Here is a 20,309-nt window from a genome sequence, read left to right as displayed (position 1 = left end):
TCGAGGCGGGATGGGATCTCGACTGACCAGGGACTTTCAATCCGTGAACGGTCCGTGAGAAGGTAATCGGCGGGCACGATCCAGGGAGGACCCCGCACATGATTATCTTCGGTACCAGGAGCTACCTGTATCAACTGGCGGTACTGACGCTGCTGTGCGGGCGCTGCGGCAACACCGCCGCCCACGTACTCCGCAAGCGCGTCACGAAGTTCACGCTGTTCTTCGTCCCGCTGTTCCCGATCTCGACGAAGTACACCTCACAGTGCACGTTCTGCGGACTCGAACAACAGGGCACCGAACAGCAGACGAACCAACTACTGGCCCACATGAATCAGCAGCCCCACAACCAGTTTCAGCCGCCGTACCAGCCCTGAATCGTCCGGCTCGCAACCGAATATCACGCCGTCCACGGAACCAAGACGCCTCGGGCCTCAACCACTCAGCCGCGAACCCAGGCCCACCAACCGCCCTCGACTGCCGTGACGTTCAGGTCCTGCGCCTCCACGTGAATGACAGAAGGGCCCGAATCTGCAATCCGGCCTGCCGCACGGTAGAGACCCCTATCGTCGTACCGCAACATCAGCTCACCAGAACCGGTGCTCTCGCCTGGGCGCATCCGCCCTTCGGCATCACGACCGAACTCCTCGAATTCAACCAGGACACCATCGCCGTTCGTATCCACGACCGCGATGCCATCGTTCTCGTTGAAGGCCGCAACCAGCACGCGAGCGGAACGAGCATCCCAGCCGCCGAGCGCCAGCAACTCCGCATCGGATGGAACAAACGAATAGTCCATGGTCACAACGGTAGCCGATCTCAGTGGCTAGCGACCAAGCACTCATTCTCGGGCGTGACGTAGGCGATTCGCCCGCCGTCGACGGGGTGAGCGATGGCGATGTCGAAGATATCTCCCACACTGTAGTTGATAGTAGTGCGCCCATTTTCGTAGAGAGAATGACGGATCGCGGTGTGAAAGTTGTCGTCCTTGGTATCCGCACCTCGTTTCACCAGATGACCATTGACATATGCCTGCCAGGTGTAAATGCCGGGCACATGGGCCAGGTTGTCGAGAAACAGCCCGATGCTGATGACCCCGATACGGTCCGTACCGTCGGGTCGGGTGTCGATCGTCAGCCTGCCCCACTCAGTCCTGACCTCGTAATTCAAGCAAGGCGCGATCGCCTCCGCCCGAGCCACCTGTGGCGTCATGGCGATTACGCCGGCTACGACCGCCGCAACCGTGAGTGTCGGAGCGCATCGAATACGCATAACATTCCCCCAATTCCCTTGAGTGACGGCATATTTGCCGCCACTCATTGCCACCCGCGATCTTACCCGCGCGCCGGCATCGGAGATCCCCCTACCACGCCGACACGCTCTCGCAGCCGCGCACCGTCGTCGCAACCGCCGCCTGGATGACCGGAGCGATGTGGCAGATGGCCGCCCCCGGCACGAGCCTGCGCGACTTCTGCGAATCCGAACTCACCCGCGACCCCGGTCGGGGTCGGTTACGCGCCGCCAACCGACAAGTTCGACGACACCACTGCGCACCAGGCGACGCGGGACAGCGCTACCCGGCTCGACCGCGACGACCTCGACACTCACCTGCCGTCGGCAAACCCGTTGTCCGGCCGCGAGACAGGTGAGACCGAGGCCCCAGTTCGACACTCTCCGTGCTGGTTACGGCATGCGCCGATCGAGAGCCTGAGGGGTGTGGCGGGGAATGAGTTGCAATGTAAGAGTCTCTTACTTAGAGTATGTAAGAAGCACTTACATACTCTGATTCGAGGATTCGATGTCCATCGCGACAAACACACCCCAGAGCCGATCCGTTCGGCGTACCCGAGCCCGTTGGAGTTGGGCGTGGGTCACCTTCTCCTCCGTGGCCATCGCCGCGTACTTCGTCGGCCAATATGCCCAGGGCTCACTGGATACGCTCGCGCACTCGCATACCGGGCTCGCCACCACCTATGCCGTGCGGCCGTGGCCGATCCAGATAGTGTTCTACTTTCACATCGTCTTTGCCGGACTTGCGCTGATACTCGGGCCTTGGCAGTTCTCGAAGCGAATCAGGATGCGGCACATCGCCGTTCATCGCACCATCGGCAAGGCCTATCTGGTCGCCGTCGGGGTCGGTGGCACGGCGGCGCTGATCATGTCGCCGTTCGATTCCGTCGGGATTTCCGGCTTCTTCGGATTCGGGACGCTCGCGCTGCTGTGGATGTGGACCGCTCATCGCGCCTACCGGGCCGTTCGTACCAGCGATATCGCCTCGCACCAGGCATGGATGATCCGCTGCTTCGCACTCACCTATGCCGCTGTCACGCTTCGCCTCGAATTGGGCGCCCTGGTTCTGGTCCAGCTGCCCTTCACCCACGCCGATATCCTCACCAATGCCTATGCGCCACTGCCCTATATCTGCTGGCTGCCCAATCTGGTGGTCGCCGAGTTCATGATTCGCCGCCGCGGCCGGCCCGCGCTGTACCTGACCACCTCGCGCGCCCTGGCCGCCGCCCAGTAATGTTAGGATCATTAACATGGCGAAAACGGCCTACCACCACGGCGCATTGCGTCAGGCGCTCATCGACGGGACCAAGGAAATCCTGGCCGAACGCGGGCACAGCCAGTTCAGCCTGAACGAGGTCGCCCGTCGCGTCGGCGTCAGCACGGCCGCGCCCTACCGCCACTTCGCCAATCGCGAAGAACTGCTGACCGCGGTGGCCATCGAGGGTTACGAGCTGCTGTATCAAACCCTGCGGCGTGCCGCGGCGACCACCGAGGACCCCCGCGAACGCCTGCTCCGAATCGGTGGCGCGTACGTGCGTTTCGCGCACGACCACCGGGAACTGTTCATGACGATGTTCCACGACGAGCAGAGCGACGGCCCGGTCGGCATGGAGGCCTTCGACGTGCTGCTCACGGTCGTCGCCGCGGCCCAGCAGGCGAAAGTGCTGCCGGACAGCACATCCGCCGAACTGCTCGCCCGATCCATCTGGGCCGCTCTGCACGGCATCGCCGAACTCATGCTGCGCCGCCCCAACGAGCGTTTCGGCATGGACGCCCCGCCCGAGGAACTGGCCACCGCCACGTTGACATCCCTGCTCGGACTGAAGCCCTAACCGATGATCGCCGGCATGCTCTCCCAACCGCGCACCGTCGAGGTTGGCGAGAGCAGAGCCGCGCTCAGGTCGACATCCCACTCGGGGAACCGTTTCAGTATCTCCTCCAGGGCGATTCGGCCCTCCAGCCTCGCCAGTGCGGCGCCCAGGCAGTAGTGGGTGCCGATGCTGAACGACAGATGCTGCTGGCGGGTGTCACGCTGAATGTCGAATACGTCTCCGTCGGGGGGATATTGGCGGTGGTCGCGGTTGGCCGCGCCGAGAATCAGCATCAGGGCGCTGCCTTCGGGGACGACCTGACCGTAGTACTCGACGTCCCGGGTGACGTAGCGCGCCACATGGGGAGCGGGCGGCTCGAAGCGCAGGATCTCCTCGATCGCTTTCGGAATCAGGCCCGGATCCTCCACGAGCAGCCACCGTTGATCCGGATGTTCGGCGAGTACCTTGCCCGCCCACCCGATCAGGCGGGTGGTGGTCTCATTGCCCGCTCCCGCAACGACATTCAGGTAGGTGAGTAATTCGTCGCGCGTCAGTCGCCGGGTGACGCCGTGCTCGTCCACGAAGTCGGTGTTCATCAATTCGGTGGTGATGTCGTCGGAGGGATTGTCCCTGCGCCAGTCGACATAGGACGCGAATACCTCGCTCGCGACGAATCCCTGCTGTGCGGCGTCCATCGGCTTGCCCGCCTCGGTGCGCATCGCCTCGTTCGCGTGGTCGCGCACCGCTTCTCGCAGATCGTCCGGGATCCCCAGCAGCATGCTGATGACCTTCATCGGCATCTGAGCGCCGAGGTCGCCGACGAAGTCGAGACGGCCGCCGCCGACGAGCGGATCCAGGCTCTGGGCGCAGAATTCGCGGATCTTCGGTTCCAGTCCGTTGACGACGCGCGGAGTGAACAAGCGGGCCAGCATCTTTCGATGCGTGTCGTGCACCGGCGGGTCCTCGAACAGCACCACGCCCGACGGAATCGGCACGTTGGCTTTGATCAGTTCGAGGATGGCGCCGCGCGCCGAACTGAACGTCCGGGGATCGTTCAGCGCCTTGTTCACATCCGCGAAGCGGCTCAGCGCGTAGAAGTCGTGCTTGTCGTTGTAGTAGAGCGGCGCTTCCTCACGTAACCGCCGGTACACCGGGTAGGGGTCGGCGTTGATGTCGACGTCGTACGGGTCGTAGTAGACGTTGCTCTGCGTGGTAGCGGTCATGGCGATCACCTCTCGATCCTGAACTCACCGAGAGGTTACGCGCTTAACCTGAAGATCCGCTCCAGCAATGTAGTTATTCGCTCGAATCAGGCAGATTCCCGTATGACCAACGAGTACAAGGGCTGTTCCTCCGCATTATTTACGATGGGCGCCTTTCCGATCGGCACCGCGAGCGCCGAGCTGAAGGCCCGGGCCGCAACCTCGACGATCACGCCGGCGTCGAACGCGACGGAGGTCAACGCCGGAGCGCTCACCCCGCCGAGCAGGCCCGTGTTGACCCCGATCACGGCCAGGTCCTGCGGGCACCGCAACCCGGCCCGGCGGATGCCGTGCAGCACAACGAAACCCATCTCGTCGCTCTGCGCCAGCACGGCCGTGACGCCCTCCCCCACCCACCGCGCCACGATATCCGCGGCATCCGAACCGTCATCGGCCAACGTCGCGACCGAGATCTCCGGCAACCCACGCTCCGCCGCCGCGCCGCGAGCACCCGCCAGCCAGTACCGCCCGAGTGAGTCGAGCCCGGCCGACCCCGACAACGCGAATCCCAGACGCCGGTGACCGCGATCGACGAGGTGACCGACGCGCATCGCACCCACACCCATGGACAGGGAACCGAAGCCCTCCGGATCCGGACCGCCCAGGTGAATCTGCGGGATACCGGCCTCGGTCACGACGTCCGCCACCGCACCGGTCAGCGGGAACACGCTGGTCACCGCGATCGGATTCAGATCGGTGATCGCGGCGATCACATTGCGATTGTCCTGCGTCTCGAACTGCATCGACAACACGATCCCGTGCTGCAGCAGCGCACTGGTCAACCGGCTGCCGACCTCGGTCAGCAAATTGTCGGAGATCCACCGCGGCACGACGAACAACACCACACCACTGGCCCCCACCGCGAGACTGCGGGCCGCGAGATTGGGCCGGTATCCCAACTGTTCGGCGGCGCGGCGAACAGCGGCCTTGGTCTCCGTCGAGATCCTGCGCCCCGGCGAATTGTTCAGCACATAGGAGACCGTCGCGGTCGAAACATTCGCCAGGCGAGCGACATCCGCTTTCGTCGGTCGGGTCGATACCCTCTCCACCACGAGCCCTCCACTGCTCCGCAACGATCCGGGCCCTTCATCGTTGCATGTCCGACAGATGAGTCGATGCGGAGCCGTGGCGAGGTTACGTGTCGCCGTTGAGCATGGCGGCGGTCAGGACGTTGCCCGCGACGCCCCAACCGCCGTCGGGAACCTCGTCGACGAGGACGACGGTGGTCGGGCGGGCGCGGTCGCCGTAGATTTCGGCGTAGAGGTCGGTGGTGCGGGCGATGATCTTCTGTTTGTCCTCGGCGCTGAGGGTGCCTGCGGGGACCTTGAAATTGGCGAAGGGCACGAGCGTTCTCCTCGAGTCGATGGTTCGGAAGTCGATGTCAGACCAGGCCGCCGTTGGCGCGCAGGGTCTGGCCGTTGACCCAGTGGCCCTCCGGGCTCGCGAGGAAGGCGACGACCCTGGCGATGTCCTCCGGAGTTCCCAGGCGCTCCAGCGGCGGCGTTTTGGCCAGGGAGGCGATCTGTTCCTCGGACTTGCCGTCCAGGAACAGGTCGGTGGCCGTGGGTCCCGGGGCGACGGTGTTGACGGTGACGTCCCGGCCGCGCAGTTCCCGGGCCAGGATGAGGGTCATCGACTCGACAGCGGCCTTGCTGGCCACGTACGCGCCGTAGGTGGGGAACTGGGTGCCGACCACCGATGTCGAGAAGCCCACGAACGAGCCACCGGCGCGCAGGCGGCGCGCGGCCTGCTGGGCGACGACGAAAGCACCACGAATATTGGTGCGGTGCAACTGATCCAGGGCGTCCAGGTCGAAGTCGGCGATCGGCGCGAGCACCATACGACCGGCGCTGTTCACCACCACGTCGATCCCGCCGAACTCGGATTCGGCACGGTCGAACATCGCGCGCACGGCGTTCTCGTCGGCGATGTCGGCTCGCACGGCGATGGCCCGTCCGCCCGCGGCGGTGATCTCGGTGACGGTCTTCTCCGCGGAGGCGGTGTCACCGGCGTAGTTGACGACCACGGCCAGGCCGTCGGCGGCGAGCCGGAGGGAGACCGCCCGGCCGATGCCGCGCGAGCCCCCGGTGACAATAGCGACCCGTCCGGGCTCCCCATCAGGGGTTTCAGGCTGAATGTTTGTCATGTCTCCACCCTGACCGACCGCGCCCGACGATGCCAGGGGATGCCGTCCCCTGTGTCCCCGCCCCAGCCCGGCGCAGACTGACAACCATGGGTTCCTCGAAGAGCGCCGAGCTGGGCGCGTTCCTGCGATCGCGACGTGAGCGCATCCGCCCCGAAGACGTCGGGCTGGTTTCCGGCCCCCGACGCCGGGTGTCCGGGCTGCGTCGTGACGAGGTGGCCCAGCTCGCCGGCGCATCGGTGGACTACTACAACGAACTCGAGCGCGGGGCCGGATCGCAGCCGTCGGAGCAGATGCTGGCGGCGCTGGCGCGCGCACTGCGACTCACGGCCGACGAGCGCGACCACATCTTCCATCTCGCCGACCGCCCCGTACCACGCAGCGGCACCGCGACCTCGCACGTCCACCCGGGCATGCTCGACCTGCTCACCAGGCTGACCTCGACGCCCGCGCAGGTGATCACCGACCTGCACGTCCCCCTCGTGCAGAACCCGCTCGCCGTCGCCCTGCTCGGCGACCAATCGGGCCTGCGCGGGCTCGAGGCCAGCTTCGTCTACCGCTGGTTCACCGATCCCGAGGCACGACGGCTCTACCCGGAGCAGGACCACCCGGCACAGTCCCGGACGTTCGTCGCGGACCTGCGGGCCGCTCTCGCACGGCGAGACGCCAAGGACACCGAGGCAGGCTCGCTGCTGTCCGAACTCCTGCACCGCTCCCCCGAGTTCGCCGAGATCTGGGCGAAACACGCCGTCGCGTTCCGCCGCGACGACCGCAAACGCATCAACCACCCGAGTCTCGGTGTGCTGGAAGTGAACTGCCTGAATCTGTTCAGCGAGGACGGTCGGCAGCGCCTGCTCTGGTTCACCCCCGCACTGGGCACCGACAGCGCCGACAAGCTGGACATGCTCGCCGTCATCGGCACCCAGGACCTCGCCGGGCGCTGATGCTACCGCGACGAGCCGGCGGAGCTGTGCTCATCGATGTCGAACAGTTCCCCGATCAGTCCGCCGAGGAATCGCCGGTGCTGTGAGGAGATTTCGGCGGCGGCATCGCTATCGCCCTTCGCGCACAACCTGATCAGGTTGTCGTGGTGATCGAGGGCGTCCTGCCACCCGCGCAGGCTGGAGAACTTGCGGTAGTAGATCCGGTGGATCTGCGGGTGCACCTGCTGGATGAGCCGCTCGAGCAGGGGGTTGCCGGCGGCATCGACGATCACGCCGTGCAGGATGTCGTCGGCCGCGAGGGCGGCGGCGATATCGTCGGCTTTGATCGCCTGCGCGAGATCGTCGTTGGCGGTGCGCATGAGCGCGATCATGTCGGGGGTGAGATTGGGCACCCCGGTCCGGACGGCCAGTTGGTCCAGGACCTCCAAGACCGCCAGCGTGGATTCGACGTCCGCGCGGTGTAGCGGGGCGACTCGGGTGAACGCGGCGGGTTTGGCCTCGACCAGGCCCGTGTCGATCAGGCGAGCCAGCGCCTCGCGCACCGGAGTTCGGCTCAGGCCCAGCTGATCGGCCAGATCGCTGTCACGAACCTTCGATCCGGGAGCCAGCTCACCGGTGACGATCGCGTCGCAGATCCGATCGAACGCGACATCGCTCATGCGTCGCCGCTCAACCCGGTCGCCCAACATAGTGGATACTGTACGTCCGGGTAACTTCCGCGATTCGGAGGGGGATCGAGTGATGTTATCCACACAACCAATATATTGGATGTGATGTACTGTTCAAAACGGTTTGGCGTACCGCATCGAGAGGACAGAAAACCGAATGACCCGTACGTCTGCGCCGCAGACCGTCTCCGTCCCGGCGATCCACGCTCGTTCCTGGCTTCTGGTCCCGGGCTCACGCCCTGATCGGTTCGACGACGCCGCCAATTCGGCGGCCGACGCCGTCATCTTCGACCTCGAGGACGGCGTGATCCCGTCCGCCAAAGGCGCGGCCCGCGGGCATGTCACCGAATTCCTCGGGTCCACCGGCACCGGATGGGTGCGCATCAACAACGCCACCACCGCGGACTGGAGCATCGATCTCGCGGCGCTCGCGGGCGTCGCCGGTCTGAGCGGTGTGATGCTCGCCAAGACCGAGTCGCCCGAGCAGATCGATCGCACGGCCGCCCGGCTCCCCGGCATCCCGGTCCTGGCCCTGGTCGAATCGGCGCGGGGCATCGAATTCGCCTTCGAGATCGCCTCGGCCGACGCCGTGGTCCGATTGGCCTTCGGCACGGGCGATTTCCGTCGTGATACCAATGTGGACGCGAACGCCCTGGCCTACGCCCGCAGCCGTCTGGTCGTCGCGAGCCGAGCCGCCGACATCGCGGCCCCGATCGATGGACCCTGCGTCACCGGCCCGGCGGATCTGCCGTCGGAGCTGGCGGTGACGAAGTCGATGGGGATGAGCGGGAAGCTGTGCATGCACGCCCGCGATGCCGAGGCCGTGAACCACGCGCTGAGCCCGCAGCCCGACGAGATCACCTGGGCGGCGGACATCATCTCCCGGCTCGGGGCCGCGGGCGAGAACGTCTCCGACGGTAGCGACCTGCCCAAGCTCGCCCGCGCCCACCGGATCAACCACATGGCCGACGTCTTCGCCGGATTCTGATCGGCGCCGCGCGCGCACGATCGCGACCACGCCTCCCTCCGGCGATTGCCGGGCCGATCCACGTGTCGGGATGACCGACGCGGGTAGTACGGCTCCGTCAGCTGGACGATTCATCGATCGAGGGAGGAACAATGTCCAACCCGACACCTGTGACCCCGGCCCCGGTGCTGCCGACCGATCCGAATATCGCACCGGGCATCGGGCCCGGTGCGACTGCCGCGCCGGATACCGAGTCCATACCCGGCGGCCGTCACGAAGGAGGTGCGCCACCCGCGCGCCAGCAGGCCGCCGCCATGGGGACGATCGCGGCGGCGGTGCTGCTGATCGTCGCCGGGGCGGTGCAGATCCTGGAGGGCATTTCGGCGGTCGAGGCCGACAGCATCGTGGTGGTCGGCCCGCAGTACACCTATCAGTGGAGCACCACCGGCTGGGGTGTGGTCCACATCGTCATCGGGGCCCTGCTCGTGCTCATCGCCGCGGCGTTGTTCACCGGGTGGGCCTGGGCGCGGGCGGCGGCGATCGTATTCGCCGCTGCCTCGATCGTCGCGAATTTCCTGTGGCTGCCGCACAATCCGTGGTGGTCGGTGCTGATCATCGCGCTCGACGCGTTCCTGATCTGGGCCGTCGCGACCTGGAATCAGCACGGCCCGGACACCGCGACGCCCAACCATTCCTCGTGATCACCCTCCGCACTGTTTGACGGTCTCGATGCCGGGCAGACGAGCACCAGCGCATCAATTCGCCAGGGTTCGCGCCCGGCACGACCGTGGGAGGCACATCATGACCGAACCGCAGAGCGCCCGGACCGCCGCGCAGGCGCCCGGTCGGCGCAGGTCACTGCGCAGGCATCACGCAGGCGAGGGGCTCGAGGACACCTACAACGTCCCCGGCATCCTGCTGTGTGGACTGGCGGTGATCGCGCTCGCCCTGTTCCTCACCGCCGCCGGTTACGGAATCTGGGGGTGGGCAGTGGTCGCCGCCATAGTCTTCGTCGTCGCCGGCGTCGCCGGAGTGGTCTGGCTGCTGGCGGAACGACGGCGGATGAATCGCCTGCTTCCCCCGGATGCCGAGCGGCAGGGGCACTGATCCGGGCGGTCAGGTGGCCGTCCAGCGCGCCTTGCGCTTCTCGAGAAAGGCGCTCACGCCTTCCGTGACGTCCGACGTGCGCACCAGTCCGGCGTGCGTTTCGTCGGACAGCTGCCACAGCGACGTCTCGTCCGCGCTGATCGCCGCGTTGGCCACCCGCAACGAGGCGCGAATCGCCAGTGGCGCATTCGTGCAGATCCGCTCGGCGAGGCCGAGTGCCACCGAGAGGGCCTCGCCGGGTTCGGTGAGCCGATTGACCAGGCCCAGGCGCTCGGCCCGGGCGGCATCGATGTCGTCCGCGGTCAGCAGCAACTCGCGTGCCACGTTCGGCGGAAGATAGCGGGTGATGCGAAAGGCCCCACCGAAATCCGCCATCAGACCGCGCTTGGGCTCGGGCAGCCCGAAGCGCGCGGTGCTCGAGGCGACCACCAGATCGCAGCACATGACCAGTTCGAAACCACCGCCCAGCGCGAAACCCTCCACCGCGGCGATCAGCGGCTTGGTCCGTGTGCGAGTGATGATTCCGGCGATGCCGCCCCGGGGCGTGGGCTCACCGGGTCCGGAGGCGAGATCCGCGCCCGCGCTGAAACATTCGGTCCCCCCGGTGAGTATCGCGCACCACTGATCGGGGTCGTCCTCGAAGTCGTTGAGGGCCTTGTCGATTCCGGCGGTGATGGAGGCGTCGATCGCGTTGCGCTTGGCTTCACGGCACATCCTGATGACGGTGACACGCCCACGCCTGGTGACCTCGACAGTGTTCATTGTTCCCTTTCGCAGGCACGAACCACCCTCGACCATAGTTGGCGATGTGCCTGCGCCGTATTCAGCCCGCCTGTTCCTCGACCAGCTCGAACGGCACACCGAGGGTCCGGGCGGGATCCGGGAGCAGGATGGGCAGCCCGTCGGCATCGTGTGACCGGCGCACCGGCACCCCGCGGGCGGTGAGCGCGGCCGCCATCGCCTCCAGACTCCCGACCTCGAGCACGATCGCGTGCGGACCCGGTCCCCACGTGCGGCCGAACGCGTCGAGCTCCGATCCGGCGGCGGGTTCGCAGAGCTCGAGCGCCGCACTGTAGGGGTTCCCGAAGACGTATCGGGCGATCGTCCCGCCTTCCGTCCGGCGAAGCGACGCCGCCTCCAACGCCAGGTTCTCGGCCAGCGCCCGCACCGATCGGACAGCGTCGTCGACGATGAATCGGCGTGCCCGTATCCGGCGTACCCCCGGCCCCTCGGCAGGGCGCGGCGCTCCCCCGGCCGACAAGCCCGAACTCGCGGTCGGGACCACCTCGAGCCACAACCCGGCGTCGGTCTGCTGCCGGTAGCCGGTCGGATCGTCGGCGCTCACCCCGAGCCACACCCGGGGAAAATCGAAATCCTCACTCGCCGGGGTGATCCGGTGCCGCACCCCGGCACGCCGCAGATGCCCGAGCACGGCCTCCACGTCTCCGGCCAGCACCGTGGCATGGGTGCGGATCGGCCGATCGCCCTGCGCGACCACCCGCTCCTCCACGTAGTCGTGCGGCAGCACGCGCGGCCGCGGGCCGATCAGCTCGATCCGGGTGGGCGCCGCCGACATGGACGGCGCGACCCGCAGCCACACGGCACGGAACCCGTGCCCGTCGGGCTCCTGGTACGCACTGGGCCGCGGCACGGGCAGGTCGAACAGGGCGACCAGGCGATCGGCCGCGCCGTCCGGATCATCCGTGACGATATCGGCCGACACCAACGCGTCGTACATACGAAATCTACTCCATTCGCTGTGAACGATCGTTTCCTCCGATGATAGTATTACACCGAGATTTATGGGAGGTTTCAGTGATAAACCCGGTAATTGTCGCAGCTCAACGGACCGCGATAGGCACCTCTTTCAAGGGCACGATCGTTAACGTCGAGCCGGCCGATCTGGCTGTTCCGGTGATCTCCGGCCTGGTCGACGGCGTCGCGGGCGGCCGCGAGCTCATCGATGACGTGATCCTGGCCGAATCGCTGCACGGCGGCGGCGTGATCGCCCGGTACGCCGCACTCGAGGCCGGGCTGACGGATGTGCCCGGCTTGGCGGTCAACCGCCACTGCGCCGGCGGGCTCAGCGCGATCATCACCGCGGCGGGGGCGATCCGCTCGGGCGAGCGAGCCGTCATCGCCGGCGGTGTGCAATCGTCCTCCACCGCACCGGAATTGCGCGACCGGCACGACCCGGACCGGCCGTGGCTGTTCGAATCGCATCGGCCCACCCCCGACGCACCGGCCGACGACATGTCGGTGACCGTCGGCTGGAACGCCGCCCGCCTGGGCGATATCAGCCGCCTGGCACAGGACGAATGGGCGCTGCGCTCGCACGCCCGGGCTGTCCAGGCCATCCAGAACGGCCGGTTCACCGCCGAGATCGTGCCCATCGAGGTCTCCCGGGCCGATGGCACGACCACGACCTTCCAGGTGGACGAGCACCCGCGATCGTCGACCAGCATCGAGAAACTGACCGCACTGCGGCCGTTGCACGCCGAGATTCCCGGCTTCTCGGTCACCGCGGGCAATTCGAGCGGCATCAACGACGCGGCCGCGGCGGTGCTGGTCGCCGAGCCGGCCGTCGCCCAAGCCCAGGGCTGGACGGCGATGAGCCGCATTCTGGCCGCCACCAGCATCGCGGTTCCCCCGGTGCGCACCGGACTCGCTGTGGCCGCGGCCATCTCGAAGGCACTCGATCGCGCGGGACTGACGCCCGCGGATGTCGACCTGTGGGAGATCAACGAGGCATTCGCCTCGGTCGCCATCGCGGCCACCCGCGCGCTCTCGCTGGACGAACAGCGCGTCAACCCCTTCGGCAGCGGCTGCTCGCTGGGACATCCGGTCGCCGCCACGGGCGCCCGCATGGTGACCACGCTGACCCACGAATTGCACCGTCGCGGAGGCGGTATCGGCGTAGCCGCGATGTGCGCGGGCGGCGGTATGGCCGCGGCGATGGTCTTGGAGGGTATCGGCTGATCGAGGCGCCACCGGGCGATCGTGTCCGATCACGCGGACCGGCAGGTCCGGTGGCCTCACCCGCCCGCGCCGTGCGCCGCGACGACCGCGTTCCGGCGCGTGCTGCCCGCGCCCCGGGACGCGGTCGTCGCGGCGCGCGGGCAGCACGCGCCTCACCCGCGACGCGGGCGTTCCACGAAGTCGCCTGGGTCCAAAACCTTTGTTCGCCGCCAGTATTCGGCATTCGACCACGGAATGTTGGTGACGATGCGGCCCTTGCTGTTGCGGTAGTACGTGGTCATCCCGGGGTGCGTCCAGATCGAACCGCTCAGGGCCTCGTCGAGTTCGTCGTTGTATTTCTCGTAGACCTCGCGGCGGCACTCGATGCTGTCGAGCCCTTCGGCGGCCATGCGCGCGATGGCCTGCGCCACGTAGCGCACCTGCATCTCCACGCTCAGCACGTGACTGCCGCCGTGTCCGGCATTCGTGTTGGGGCCGTAGAGGATGAAGAGGTTCGGGAAGTCCGGGACCGTCATGCCCAGATAGGCGCGCGCGTCGTCCGGGCCCCACACCTCGCGCAGCGTGTCGCCGCTGCGTCCGCGAATCTCCATGGGCCCCAGCATGTTCAGGGTCTGGAAACCGGTGGCGAGCACGATCACGTCGGCCTCGCGGGCCTGCCCGGAGGCCGAGACGACGCGGTTGCCCTCGATCCGCGACACACCCTCGTCGACCAGGCGCACATCCTCGCGCAGCAGCGCCTCGAACCAGCCGTGATCGAGTAGCGGCCGCTTACCGTACGGCGGATAGGTGGGCACGCATTTGTCGATCAGCTCGGGCCGGGTCGCGAGTTGCTCGTGGATATAGCGCGTGAGCGACACTCGATGCCGTTCGTTGGTGGCGTTGATCGATCGGTCCTGATGCGGCCACTGCGGGTCGATCCGCAGCATGGGATGCATCCGGTCACCGAAGTTCCACGCCTGTCGCAAGCGGTACCACGTCTGGTAGCCGGGGAACTCCCGCATCAGGAACCGCTTGGCCGACTCGACCTCGCGATTGGTGTTGGGGTTGGGCATGATCCACTGCGCGGACCGCTGATAGACGGTCACCTCCGCGGCGAGCCCGGCGATCGCCGGAACCAGCTGCATCGCCGAGGCGCCCGTGCCGATCACGGCGACCCGCTTCCCGGCCAGCTCGAGTCCGGGGGTCCAGGCGCTCGTGTGCACCACCGGACCAGGGAATGCGTCCAGTCCGGGCAGATCGGGATAGGCGGGCCGGTTCAGCAGCCCGACCGCGGTGATCACCACCGGATAGCCGCGGACCGAGGTCGTGCCGTCGGCGTGCCGCAGGGTCACCCGCCAATATCCCTCGGCGTCCTGCCACTCCGCCTTTTCCAGCTCGGTGCCGAATTCGACCTTCTCCTGGACTCCGTACGCGGCGGCGATATCGTCCAGATATCCGCCGACCTCGGACTGTTTCGCGAAGTACCGGGGCCAGTCCGGGCGCTGGGCGAAGGAGAACGAGTAGAGGTGGATGGGGGTGTCCACACCGCATCCGGGATAGACGTTCTCGAACCAGGTTCCGCCGACGCCCGGATTCTTATCGATGATCGTGTAGGGAATCCCGGCCTCCTGCAGGCGGATCGCCGCGCAGAGCCCGGAGAAGCCGGTGCCGACGACGAGCGCCTCCGGAACCCGCTCGCGCAGTTCGGCCGGGATGACCGGCGTCGCCCGCGAGAGCACCCCGAGTTCCTCGGCCAGCATCCCGCCCTGCTCGGCCGGGATCTGCTGATCCAGGCAGGCGCCGAGCACCTCGACGACCTGCGCGGGTGTCAGCGGCGGGGGTTCGGGCAGTTCGCCCCGGCGATGCGAGAGCACGAGATCGGCCGCCAGGGCCCGCAGTTCGGCCTGCGGCTCCGGGGGCAGACCGGCGTCGTCGTGATCGCCCGCGCCGCGCATCGTCCCGGGCCGGAACTTTCCCTCCAACAGGGTGAAGTCGCCGGTGAGCTGGACGACGGCCGCGAGCAGGGTGGGCAGATTCGCATGGGCGAGCGCGGCCTCGAGCTCGTCGTGGAACGCGGTCTCGGAGGCCGGCAGCCGTGGTGATGACCTTGGTGCGATTTGAGTCACGGAGACGTCCTGACTGCTACGGGGAAGGCGGCAACGGCCGCCCCTATTTTGATACTGAGAATATCAGAATAGCTGGGCGGCAATCCGCCGTGCAATTCCCCGGCGGTCCGCGGTCAGCCTCCGTAGTCGGACAATGCGGCGCATGTCGCCCGCGCCATGGACTCCAGATAGCCCGGTAGACCCGGCATTTTCTTGACGTTCGCAGGCCGCGAGAGGTCGGAGGAGATCAGGCTGTGCAGCGCGCGAACGGTCGTTGCCAGGCGAGAGCGGTCGTGCCCCGGATAGCAGCGGTCCAGCGCCTGGATCCAGCGGTCGACGTACAGTCGCTGGCGCCGGGCGAAGCTGCGCTGATAGAGCGCGGCCAGGGTCGACTGCTCGCGCTGCCAGATCGTGGTCAACTCGGGGTTGGCGAGCACGAACTCCACGTGAATCGCGATCAGCCGGTCCAGTTCGGCGTGCGGATCCGGCTGTTCGTCGCCCATTCGCATGAGCAGCGTGTCCATCAACCGGTCGAAGAGTGTGGCGAGGATCTCGTCCTTACTGGAGAAGTGGCGGTAGACGGCGGATCCGGTGATGCCCGCCTCGGTGGCGAGGGCGTCGACGCCGACCCCGGCGAACCCGCGTTCGGCGAACAGCCGGGCGGCGGCTTCGAGGATGCTCTGGTCCCGTGACATGGCCACATCCTATCCGCAAGCGATGTGAACGATCGTTTCCATAGGTGGCATTTTGGTGCTAGCGTTCCTGGTATCGCGGTCTCGTCCGCCGAGGAGGTTTGTGAACAATGGGGTATCCGCTACCGAAAGGGAACTCGCTACGAGGTCCCTTCCAACCGATGCGTTTCGAGGCCACGGTCGAGGAATGCATAGTCACTCAGGGGGAAATTCCCAAGGAGCTGTCCGGCGGTTTCTATCGCGCCGGTCCCACCTGGCGGCGCCCGACCAAGCAGGGCAACAATCCGCTGATCAGCATGGACGGCATGATCCAGGGGCTGGTGCTGGACAACGGCCGGGCCGACTTCCGCAACCGGTGGGTGCGCACACCCAAATTCGTCGCCGAGGACGCGGCCGGGCGCGGGCTGTTCGAATGGACCGACGGCGGTTTCGGCGACTGGCGCGACCACGCCTACGGTGACGTCGCCCGCGACCAGTACACCACCGGAGTACCGCAGGGCACCAACAACATCAACGCCTTCCCGTTCGCCGGCGAGATCATCGCCACCGGCGAACAGGGCGGGCCCCCGATCGCGCTGGATCCGATCACGCTGGAGACCAAGGGCATCGCGAACTGGTCCAGCAAGCTGTCCAAGGGCCTGCACGAGAAGTCGACCTACGGCGATGCCGCGTTCACGGCGCATCCGAAGTGGGATCACGACACCGGGACGCTGTACGGCTGGAACTGGCGCGACGAGAAGCCCTTCGTCACCATCCACATCGTGCACCCCGACGGCGCCGTCGAGTCGCGCGATCTGCACGACGCTCCCTATAACACTGTGGCGCACGACATCTGGCTCACCCCGGAGTGGATCGTGATGCCGTTCCAGCCGTTCACCGCCGACCGCAAGCAGATCACCGAGCAGCAGCTCGGGATCTGGGGCTGGGATCCGAATCTGCCCATCGTGCTCGGGCTCATCCCCCGGCACGATCTGCACGGCGAGGTCCGCTGGATCAACACCGACATCCCGTGCGAGTACGTCATGCACACGTTGTCGGCGAATGTCGAGGGCAACATCCTCACCCTCGACGCGCCGATCTTCAACCGCCCGCCCTTCCCGTTCGCCCAGGACTTCTCCGCGGGCGAGGATGTCGCGCTGTTCTTCTCGGTGTCCCGCAGTTTCCTGGGCCGCTGGACCATCGACCTCGAGACCGGCGCGGCCAAGACCGAGCAACTCTCGGATCGTCCCTCCGAGCTGCCCAAGGTCGACGAGCGCTTCTACGGCAAGGGCTACACCTTCGGCTTCCAGGTCGGCGGGGTGGTCAAACGCAACGGGATGTCGATGAACAGCCTGGTCGTGACCAATGTGCGAACCATGGCCGAGCAGGTGCACCAGATCCGTTCCACCGAGGCCGCGGCCGTACTCGAGGCGACATTCGCACCGCGTAGCCCGCAGGCGCCCGAGGGCGACGGGTACGTCATCGTCCCGGTGTCGTGGTGGGCGGACAAACGCGGCGAGTACCAGATATTCGACACCTACGACATCACCAAGGGCCCGGTCTGCACGATCGAGATCCCGTTCCTGATGGGCTGGACGCCACACGGGCACTGGATGGACTTCCGGCGGTGAACCCGCCGTCCCACGTCGCGCACCGTCCCCAGCCGACCGAAACCGACTGGGGCGCCTGGCAGAACTGGGCACGAACCCAACCGGCCATCGTCGCGCTCGGCCTGGAACCCCGCGAATTCGGCGACGGGCGAGCGGTATTCGACCTCGCCGAGTCGATTCTGCCGCTGAACCCGAACGGGGCGGTCAACGGCGGCCTGGTCGCGGCGGTCGCCGACCAGGTGGGAGCGATGGCGGCGGTCACCTGCGCCGCGCCCGGGCACGGCGTGCTGACCTGCGTGCTCAACACGGAATACCTTGCGCCGGCGCGACTTCCGCTCGTCTGCGTCGGCACGGTCGTTCGTTCCGGATCGGCGCTCATCTTCGTCCATATCGAGATCGACAGCGGTGGGCGGCTCTGCTCGGCGGCGAGCGGGACCTGGCTGCCGCGGCCGTATACGGAGGCGATGTCGTGAAGGTCGGTCTGTATTTCGATCTGCGGGTGCCGCCGGGCTCCGGCTTGGACCCCGCGCGGGTGTACGCGCACACGTTGGAGATGTGCGAGGAGGCCGAACGCGCCGGGCTCGACTCCGTCTGGGTCAGTGAACATCACGCCTTCGACGACGGTTATCTGCCGCAGCCGCTCACGTTCGCCGCCGCGATCGCGGCACGTACGCGCAGGGTGCGGATCGGCACGGCATTGATCGTGGCCCCGCTGCACTCGACGGTGGAGATCGCCGAGCAGGCCGCGGTGGCCGACCTCGTCTCGGACGGGCGGCTCGAACTCGGCCTCGGCGCGGGGTACCGGCAGGCCGAATTCGATCTGTTCGGCGCCGATCACGCCGGGCGCTTCGGCACGCTCGCGCGGCAGGTGCCGGATCTGCGGGAACTCTGGTCTGGGCGGGTGACGCCGCGGCCGGTTCAGTCCCCGATTCCGATCTGGCTGGGCAGCGGCAGCCCGAACGGCGCCCGGCGCACCGGGCGGCTGGGTGCGGATCTGCTGTTCCTGAACCCGGACTTGCTGCCCGCCTACCGTCAGGGACGGGCGGAGGCCGGTCTGGACCCGTCGGGCGGGCGGATGGGCGGCCCCTTCTTCGCACTGCCGAGCGAGGACCCCGAACGGGACTGGGCCGACACGGCCCCGTACATCACCTATCAACAGAACTCGTATCGGCGGCACACCGACGTCGGCAGGAGCGCCGGGGGGCAGCGCCCGTTCGACCCCGACGCCGGACGGCAGAGGCCGTTATCGCGCCCCGGCGCGTTCTGGTTCGACACACCGGAAAATCTCGCGACTCGGTTGCGGGCCTGGCTGGCGGACACGCCGGTGGACACGGTCTTCCTGTGGGCCTCCGTGGGCGGCATGCCGGAACCGATGGTCGAGCGCAACGTCGAGCTGATCGCCCGCCGATTGGCGCCACTGCTGAGAGAGGATCACCGTGGGTGAGCAGAATTCCCTGAGAGACGAGGTGCGCGCGGTAATCGCCACGCGCCGAGGCGAATTCGCCGCGCAGTGCGATGCCTGGCTCTACGGCCACGACCCTGCGTTCACCGCGTTGCTGGCCGAGCGCGGACTCATCGGCATCACCTGGCCCCGCGAGGTCGGCGGCCGGGCAGCGGGAGCCGTCGACCGGCTGGTGGTGACGGAGGAACTGCTGCGGGCGGGCGCGCCGGTGGCCGCGCACTGGATCGCCGACCGGCAGATCGGCCCGGCGATCCTGCGCTACGGCACCCCGGAACTCCAACGGGAGTTCCTGCCCCAGATCGCGGCCGGCGAAGTCACTTTCTGCCTGGGCATGAGCGAATCAGAGTCCGGGTCGGACCTTGCCGCGGTGCGAACCAAGGCGGTTCCGGTCGAGGGCGGCTACCGCATCACCGGCCGCAAGATCTGGACCAGCAACGCCCACAGGTCAACGCACGCTTACGTTCTCGCCCGTGTGCCCGGCGGTGAGGACAAGCACGACGGCCTCACCGAATTCGTGGTCGATCTGTCCACGCCCGGTATCGAGGTACGGCCGATCCTGGACCTGGCGGGCGAACACCATTTCAACGAAACGATTTTCGACGACGTGTTCGTACCGTCCGACCGGGTGATCGGCGCCGAGGGCAACGGCTGGCGGCAGGTCACCGAACAGCTGTCCTTCGAACGTGGCGGCGTCGAAAGGGTTTTGAGCACCTATCCGGTGCTGGAGACGCTGCTGCGCGCGAATCGGCCACGGCCGCAACATGCTTCGCAGACCGGCACACTGGTCGCTCGTCTGCACGCGCTGCGCGGTATGGCAGTCGGCGTCGCCGCGGCGGTGGATGCGGGCGAGGCGCCGATCCGGCGGGCCGCGATGCTCAAGTATCTGGGCACCTCCTTCGAGGCGGACCTGGTCGAATACGGCCGCACGGTACTGGGTTCGACGCCTCGGCCCGGGCGCGGCGAGGCCGATCGCATTGTCGCCGAAGGTATCCGGCGCAGTCCCGGAGGTACGCTGCGCGGTGGAACCACCGAGGTGCTGCTGGGCATCCTCGCCCGCAACGACGGCGAGCCGCAAGCCGACGACGAATTGTCGCGCCTGGTGGACGAGGCGGTCGCCGACCTGAGCCGAGCAGACAAACCAGCCGACACCGTCGAGGTCTGGGCGCGGGCCTCGGGGCTCGGCTGGCCGGGCGCCGCGGTGGCCGAACCGGCCGGGGGCGGCGGCGGCGACTTCAGCGATCTGGTCACCATCGTGCGCGGTCTGGCCCGGCGTGGGCTCGCGGCGCCGGTCGCGGAGAGCGCGCTGGCCGCGAT

The 20,309-nt window shown here is 67.4% G+C and carries 23 protein-coding genes; 12 read left to right on the top strand and 11 right to left on the bottom strand.

The features are described 5' to 3' along the window. Positions 1–98 precede the first annotated feature (98 nt). The gene (locus tag JZ791_RS27805) at positions 99–374 is read left to right on the top strand and encodes a zinc-ribbon domain-containing protein (protein ID WP_216898265.1); all 276 of its coding nucleotides are present in this window, start codon (positions 99–101) and stop codon (positions 372–374) included. 65 nt (positions 375–439) lie between these two features. On the opposite strand, the gene JZ791_RS27800 is transcribed toward JZ791_RS27805, so the two are convergent. Further along, a complete protein-coding gene (locus tag JZ791_RS27800) occupies positions 440–796 on the bottom strand; it encodes a hypothetical protein (protein ID WP_216898263.1) in 357 nt (118 codons plus the stop codon). A gap of 20 nt (positions 797–816) precedes the next feature. After that, positions 817–1,317: a hypothetical protein gene (locus tag JZ791_RS27795; RefSeq protein WP_216898261.1), complete on the bottom strand. Its 501-nt coding sequence runs from the start codon at positions 1,315–1,317 to the stop codon at positions 817–819. 478 nt (positions 1,318–1,795) lie between these two features. On the opposite strand from JZ791_RS27795, the gene JZ791_RS27790 reads away from it, so the two are divergent. Beyond that, on the top strand, positions 1,796–2,521 hold the full coding sequence (locus JZ791_RS27790; RefSeq protein ID WP_216898259.1) for a DUF2306 domain-containing protein: 726 nt from the start codon (positions 1,796–1,798) through the stop codon (positions 2,519–2,521). A 16-nt stretch (positions 2,522–2,537) separates the two neighbouring features. Next, on the top strand, positions 2,538–3,119 hold the full coding sequence (locus JZ791_RS27785; RefSeq protein WP_216898257.1) for a TetR/AcrR family transcriptional regulator: 582 nt from the start codon (positions 2,538–2,540) through the stop codon (positions 3,117–3,119). Here JZ791_RS27785 and JZ791_RS27780 read toward each other — a convergent pair. The 4 genes from JZ791_RS27780 to JZ791_RS27765 form a co-directional block, all read right to left on the bottom strand. Further along, positions 3,116–4,321 (bottom strand): cytochrome P450, encoded by a 1,206-nt coding sequence (locus JZ791_RS27780; RefSeq protein WP_216898255.1) that lies wholly within the window; start codon positions 4,319–4,321, stop codon positions 3,116–3,118. The two genes, JZ791_RS27785 and JZ791_RS27780, sit on opposite strands and share 4 nt — an antisense overlap. A gap of 86 nt (positions 4,322–4,407) precedes the next feature. After that, positions 4,408–5,412 carry a LacI family DNA-binding transcriptional regulator gene (locus JZ791_RS27775; protein WP_216898253.1) on the bottom strand — a complete coding sequence of 335 codons (1,005 nt, stop codon included), beginning with the start codon at positions 5,410–5,412 and terminating at the stop codon, positions 4,408–4,410. Positions 5,413–5,494: 82 nt separating this feature from the next. Next, positions 5,495–5,704, bottom strand: coding sequence for a 4-oxalocrotonate tautomerase family protein (locus tag JZ791_RS27770; protein WP_216898251.1), 210 nt, complete (start codon positions 5,702–5,704; stop codon positions 5,495–5,497). A 37-nt stretch (positions 5,705–5,741) separates the two neighbouring features. Next, positions 5,742–6,506: an SDR family oxidoreductase gene (locus JZ791_RS27765; protein WP_216898249.1), complete on the bottom strand. Its 765-nt coding sequence runs from the start codon at positions 6,504–6,506 to the stop codon at positions 5,742–5,744. 86 nt (positions 6,507–6,592) lie between these two features. On the opposite strand from JZ791_RS27765, the gene JZ791_RS27760 reads away from it, so the two are divergent. Next, positions 6,593–7,447, top strand: coding sequence for a helix-turn-helix transcriptional regulator (locus tag JZ791_RS27760; RefSeq protein ID WP_216898247.1), 855 nt, complete (start codon positions 6,593–6,595; stop codon positions 7,445–7,447). A gap of 2 nt (positions 7,448–7,449) precedes the next feature. On the opposite strand, the gene JZ791_RS27755 is transcribed toward JZ791_RS27760, so the two are convergent. Further along, on the bottom strand, positions 7,450–8,106 hold the full coding sequence (locus tag JZ791_RS27755) for a GntR family transcriptional regulator (protein ID WP_216898245.1): 657 nt from the start codon (positions 8,104–8,106) through the stop codon (positions 7,450–7,452). 166 nt (positions 8,107–8,272) lie between these two features. On the opposite strand from JZ791_RS27755, the gene JZ791_RS27750 reads away from it, so the two are divergent. The 3 genes from JZ791_RS27750 (at position 8,273) to JZ791_RS27740 (ending at position 10,189) form a co-directional block, all read left to right on the top strand. Beyond that, positions 8,273–9,103, top strand: a complete 831-nt coding sequence (locus JZ791_RS27750) for an HpcH/HpaI aldolase/citrate lyase family protein (protein WP_216898243.1) — start codon at positions 8,273–8,275, stop codon at positions 9,101–9,103. Positions 9,104–9,234: 131 nt separating this feature from the next. Continuing rightward, the gene (locus tag JZ791_RS27745) at positions 9,235–9,783 is read left to right on the top strand and encodes a DUF7144 family membrane protein (protein WP_308163125.1); all 549 of its coding nucleotides are present in this window, start codon (positions 9,235–9,237) and stop codon (positions 9,781–9,783) included. Between the two features lie 100 nt (positions 9,784–9,883). After that, entirely contained in the window at positions 9,884–10,189 is a 306-nt protein-coding gene (locus tag JZ791_RS27740) for a hypothetical protein (protein WP_254206413.1), read from the top strand. Between the two features lie 9 nt (positions 10,190–10,198). Here the strand turns inward: JZ791_RS27740 and JZ791_RS27735 are convergent, their stop codons facing one another. Further along, positions 10,199–10,951, bottom strand: coding sequence for an enoyl-CoA hydratase-related protein (locus tag JZ791_RS27735; RefSeq protein ID WP_216898242.1), 753 nt, complete (start codon positions 10,949–10,951; stop codon positions 10,199–10,201). A gap of 61 nt (positions 10,952–11,012) precedes the next feature. Next, positions 11,013–11,927, bottom strand: coding sequence for a VOC family protein (locus tag JZ791_RS27730; RefSeq protein ID WP_216898240.1), 915 nt, complete (start codon positions 11,925–11,927; stop codon positions 11,013–11,015). Between the two features lie 77 nt (positions 11,928–12,004). Between JZ791_RS27730 and JZ791_RS27725 the strand changes: the two genes are divergently transcribed. Further along, positions 12,005–13,168, top strand: a complete 1,164-nt coding sequence (locus JZ791_RS27725) for a thiolase family protein (RefSeq protein WP_216898238.1) — start codon at positions 12,005–12,007, stop codon at positions 13,166–13,168. A gap of 152 nt (positions 13,169–13,320) precedes the next feature. On the opposite strand, the gene JZ791_RS27720 is transcribed toward JZ791_RS27725, so the two are convergent. Together JZ791_RS27720 and JZ791_RS27715 are read right to left on the bottom strand one after the other, a co-directional pair. Further along, the gene (locus tag JZ791_RS27720) at positions 13,321–15,273 is read right to left on the bottom strand and encodes a flavin-containing monooxygenase (RefSeq protein ID WP_308163124.1); all 1,953 of its coding nucleotides are present in this window, start codon (positions 15,271–15,273) and stop codon (positions 13,321–13,323) included. A 113-nt stretch (positions 15,274–15,386) separates the two neighbouring features. Next, positions 15,387–15,947, bottom strand: coding sequence for a TetR/AcrR family transcriptional regulator (locus tag JZ791_RS27715; RefSeq protein WP_216898236.1), 561 nt, complete (start codon positions 15,945–15,947; stop codon positions 15,387–15,389). Between the two features lie 158 nt (positions 15,948–16,105). Between JZ791_RS27715 and JZ791_RS27710 the strand changes: the two genes are divergently transcribed. From JZ791_RS27710 to JZ791_RS27695, 4 genes are all read left to right on the top strand, one after another. Beyond that, positions 16,106–17,554, top strand: coding sequence for a carotenoid oxygenase family protein (locus JZ791_RS27710; RefSeq protein WP_254206411.1), 1,449 nt, complete (start codon positions 16,106–16,108; stop codon positions 17,552–17,554). Further along, entirely contained in the window at positions 17,551–18,006 is a 456-nt protein-coding gene (locus tag JZ791_RS27705) for a PaaI family thioesterase (protein ID WP_216898232.1), read from the top strand. Before JZ791_RS27710 ends, JZ791_RS27705 begins: the two co-directional genes overlap by 4 nt. Further along, the gene (locus JZ791_RS27700; RefSeq protein WP_216898230.1) at positions 18,003–18,977 is read left to right on the top strand and encodes an LLM class flavin-dependent oxidoreductase; all 975 of its coding nucleotides are present in this window, start codon (positions 18,003–18,005) and stop codon (positions 18,975–18,977) included. The genes JZ791_RS27705 and JZ791_RS27700 overlap by 4 nt, the downstream gene beginning before the upstream one ends. Further along, a partial coding sequence (locus JZ791_RS27695) for an acyl-CoA dehydrogenase family protein (RefSeq protein WP_308163123.1) occupies positions 18,970–20,309 on the top strand: 1,340 nt, incomplete at its 3' end. The genes JZ791_RS27700 and JZ791_RS27695, both read left to right, overlap by 8 nt.

Source organism: Nocardia alni (genome assembly GCF_019038435.1).
GTDB lineage: Bacteria > Actinomycetota > Actinomycetes > Mycobacteriales > Mycobacteriaceae > Nocardia > Nocardia alni.
Note: the sequence above shows the minus strand (reverse complement) of the source record. Positions and strands in the feature narration are given on the sequence as shown.